4 protein-coding genes are annotated in these 4,275 nt (G+C 36.5%); all 4 read right to left on the bottom strand.

Annotated elements, in window-relative coordinates:
- Window positions 1–182: 182 nt before the first annotated feature.
- Window positions 183–1,565 carry an NADPH-dependent glutamate synthase gene (gltA, locus tag J2Z80_RS14775; protein WP_245301378.1) on the bottom strand — a complete coding sequence of 461 codons (1,383 nt, stop codon included), beginning with the start codon at window positions 1,563–1,565 and terminating at the stop codon, window positions 183–185.
- A gap of 1 nt (window position 1,566) precedes the next feature.
- Entirely contained in the window at window positions 1,567–2,421 is an 855-nt protein-coding gene (locus J2Z80_RS14770; protein ID WP_209455059.1) for a sulfide/dihydroorotate dehydrogenase-like FAD/NAD-binding protein, read from the bottom strand.
- A 207-nt stretch (window positions 2,422–2,628) separates the two neighbouring features.
- Window positions 2,629–3,828 (bottom strand): iron-containing alcohol dehydrogenase, encoded by a 1,200-nt coding sequence (locus J2Z80_RS14765; protein ID WP_209455058.1) that lies wholly within the window; start codon window positions 3,826–3,828, stop codon window positions 2,629–2,631.
- A gap of 178 nt (window positions 3,829–4,006) precedes the next feature.
- A partial coding sequence (locus tag J2Z80_RS14760; RefSeq protein WP_432422734.1) for a hypothetical protein occupies window positions 4,007–4,275 on the bottom strand: 269 nt, incomplete at its 5' end.

The following is a 4,275-nucleotide window of genomic DNA, read 5'->3' as shown; positions in this document are numbered from 1 at the left end:
CTCGCGATGGACACCCTTGCGGTTCAGCTAGTGGTTCCCACTACCAAGCCCACAGCGGACTTTCACCGCCTAGTTATCGCCCATGCCGGGCGCACAATTAAAAAAGCAGGAATATTTTATCCTGCTTTTTTAATATGATGTAAATTTCAAAACAACATTTTCTATAAAGCTGTTCAAGTCAATTATTTTTCACTTAAAAACTTGTGTATCGATGCTGCTGCTTTTTTACCGGCACCCATTGCAAGAATAACTGTTGCTGCGCCTGTCACAGCATCACCACCTGCAAATACACCTTTGCGGCTTGTTTCAAGCGTATCTTCATTGACTATTATTCCACCCCATTTTTGTTTCTCGAGTCCCTCAGTCGTGGATGTTATAAGCGGATTTGGACTTTGACCTATAGCTATGATTACCGTGTCTACTTCTATTACGTGCTCTGAACCTTTTTCTTCTATAGGTCTTCTCCTTCCTGATTGGTCTACCTCACCTAAAACCATGTTCACACATTCGATTCCCTTTACATTGCCACTTTCGTCTCCAATTACTCTCACAGGGTTTGTTAATAGCTTAAATATGATTCCTTCTTCTTTTGCATGGTGTATTTCTTCTAGCCTTGCAGGCATTTCTTCTTCTGACCTTCTATATACGATGTACACTTCGTCTGCACCCATACGCTTTGCAGATCTTGCCGCATCCATCGCTACATTTCCGCCGCCAACTACAGCTACTTTTTTACCTACTTTCACAGGTGTCGGATTATTTGGAAAGTCATAAGCTTTCATGAGATTTATCCTCGTCAAAAATTCATTTGCTGAGTATACGCCATTTAGATTTTCTCCCGGTATACCCATGAATTTAGGTAGTCCTGCACCAGTTCCTATAAACACTGCTTCATATCCCATCTCAAATAGATCATCAATTGTCAGTATTTTGCCTATAACCATGTTTGTCTCTATTTTTACTCCTAATTTTTTTAATGAGTCTATCTCTTTCTGAACTATTTCTTTAGGAAGTCTAAATTCAGGGATGCCGTACATTAAAACTCCACCAGGCGTATGAAATGCTTCAAAGATTGTTGTATCATATCCCATTTTAGCTAGATCGCCTGCGCATGATAATCCTGCAGGTCCTGAGCCTATTACTGCAACTTTCCTTCCGATTTTTTTAGGTGCTTCTACTTTGTCTTCTTTGTTCTTCATATACCAATCTGCTGCAAATCTTTCAAGCCTTCCTATTGCTACAGGTTCTCCTTTTTTGCCTCTTGTACATACTGATTCGCACTGGTTTTCCTGCGGACATACTCTTCCACACACTGCTGGCAGATTGTTTGTCTCTTTTATTTTTTGATATGCTTCTTCAAAATTTCTGTTTGCTATCTGCTTTATGAAATCTGGTATCTGAACATGCACAGGACATCCGCTGACACATGGCTGATTTTTGCATTGAATGCACCTTTCTGCTTCTTCAACCGCCATATTTTCTTCGTAGCCTAGTGCAACTTCTTTGAAATTTTTGTTTCGTACATTTGGGTCCTGTTCAGGCATTTGTACTTTTTTTAGCGACATATTAGCCATTTAAGATGCCTCCTAACTTGCATTCATGTTCATATTGTTCTAATGCTTTTTTCTCCATGTCTTTGTACATATTCTGTCTCCTCATTGCTTCATCAAAGTCTACTTGAAGTCCGTCAAATGCAGGCCCATCTACGCAGGCAAATTTTGTCTCTCCACCTACTGTTACTCTACATCCTCCACACATTCCTGTCCCATCTATCATTATAGGATTCATGCTGACCATAGTCGGTATATTGTATTCTCTGGTTATGTTGCATACCATCTTCATCATTATCAACGGCCCTATTGCTATTACTTCGTCGTATTTATTGCCTTTTTCTATTAATTCTTTTAGTACATCAGTTACAAAGCCTTTGCGTCCTTTGCTGCCGTCATCTGTTGTTATATAGAGATTATCACTTACAGCTCTCATTTCATCTTCAAGTATGACGTATTCTGCACTTCTTCCTCCGATTATGCTATCTATTGATACTCCATTTTTATTAAGCATCTTTACTTTAGGGTAAAGTGGTGCAACTCCGACTCCACCGCCAATTGCTAATACTCTTTTTGTATCTTTTGAAAACTCTACAGGTTTTCCTAATGGCCCTACAAAATCATGCAATTTATCTCCAACATCTAATGTGCCTAATTTCTTTGTACTCATACCAACTTCCTGAAATATAATTGTAACAGTACCCTTTTCACCATCATAATCAGCAATAGTCAAAGGAATGCGTTCACCTTTTTCATCGACTCTCACAATGACAAATTGACCTGGTTTGGCCTTTTTTGCCATTAAAGGAGAATTTATAACCATCAATTTTACTGTTGGATTTAGTTGTTTCTTTTCTAAAATCTCATTCATCGTGTTTTTAACACCTCCAAATTTTAGTGTAACAAAATTATGTCTGGTTGTACACCAGACATAATTTTGTTACTTAATGATATTATTATATATTTATATAGTTATTGTCAAATACTTTGTAAATTTTTTTAACTTTATCGACAAAAACAATAGTTAGTCTATCCCCTAAATTAAATATCAGTAATATTCGAACTTACTTTTTAATTTTTAAAGGGATTCCACATAAATCTTTTCAATAACAGACTCTGTAGCCTCTATCGGTGCTATAGAAAGCAGTCCATCTAGAGAAGGTGTTGTTTTTGCAAGATTAACTAATGTCGGAATATCTTCTTTTGTAAATCCAAAATCTGATAGCTTTTGAGTACATCCAACGTTAAAAAGCCATTCTTCAACTTTTTGAGATACATATTCTGCTTCAGAAGGCAAACCCTTCAAGCCAGGCACCATAGGGCTATATACATCAGCTAAAATTTCTGCTGTAGCAGGATAAATTGCTTTTATCACTGCAGGCAATATTGCTCCAAGTCCAAGACCATGAGCTATCTCAGGTTTTACAGCACTTAAAGGATGCTCTAAAGCATGAGTAAGGTGCAAAAGGCCATTGTCAAAAGAAATACCAGCCAAAGCAGAGGCATACAGCAAATAATACCTTGCTACAAGATTTAAAGGATCATTTACAGCAGCAGGAAGATAACGAACTATCAATCTTACTGTCTCTTTTGCAGTAAGAATGCTATACGGGGATGCAGCAAGTGTTGTAGCAGCTTCTGTAATATGGTTTAATGCATCTACAGTAACTGCTATTGTCTGCTTTTTATCAAGCTTTGTCATAAGTGAAGGATCATCTATTGAATACATAGGATACAGACAATCATAAGCAATAGCCGGTTTATAATTTTTTTCTGGTATTGTGGCTACTGCAAATCTGTCTACTTCCGTGCCAGTACCATGAGTAAGATTTATAGCTATGATAGGAACAGCTTCTTCAGGTATAAATTTCTGCTCATAAAGTTCTCTTGCATTTTTATCAGTATACTTCAAAAGCACAGCTACACTTTTTGCAGTGTCTATTGGACTACCGCCGCCAATTCCTATAACTGCTTTTGCTCCAGATTCACGTCCGATTTTTGCTGCCTCATCAATCATGTCAACAGTAGGATTAGGACCAACCCTATCATAAAGTGAATATTTTAAATCAAGCTCATCCAGTACAGGTTTCACAACGTCCCAAGCACCGCTAGCTTTATAAGATCCCTTTCCTGTTATAAAAATAACATTATCAATACCTCTATTTTTGAGAACCTCTAAAATATCTTTTATTTTTTGTATGCTTCCTATTCCAAAATAAGTCGTATTTTTACAGCGCAGCTCAAAAACTTTACTGGGATTTATTTTTGTTTCCCACATCTTTATAACCTCCTATTTGTTAAATTTATGACATTCCATATATATTATAATACTATCATATTGAATAGTCAAATTCGGCATCATAATAAAAGTGTATATTTACAAGATAAATGTAAATATTGTCATTCGCTGAAATAATTGTAATAAAAAAAAGCATAGCATAATTAGCTATGCTTTTTTATCTCTTTAAAGTTTTATTGTAATTATCAAGTGCACTATTGACACTCTTTTCTGCATCATCAAGGGCTTGTTTTGGTGTAGCTTGGTTATTTAAGACTTTCTCAATATTTTGTTCTATTATTTGCCTAGCTTCCGGAAATACTCCTATCAATGCTCCCTGTGTTGCTCTGTTCTTAGTGTATAATTTTAGTAGGCGGTAAAAAATAGAAAAAGGAAGGTATCCAAAAAATACCTTCCATTCACATGAATCATCCGCTATAATGTTTA

The sequence above is a fragment of the Thermoanaerobacterium butyriciformans genome (assembly GCF_017874545.1).
Lineage (GTDB): Bacteria > Bacillota > Thermoanaerobacteria > Thermoanaerobacterales > Thermoanaerobacteraceae > Thermoanaerobacterium > Thermoanaerobacterium butyriciformans.
Note: the sequence above shows the minus strand (reverse complement) of the source record. Positions and strands in the feature narration are given on the sequence as shown.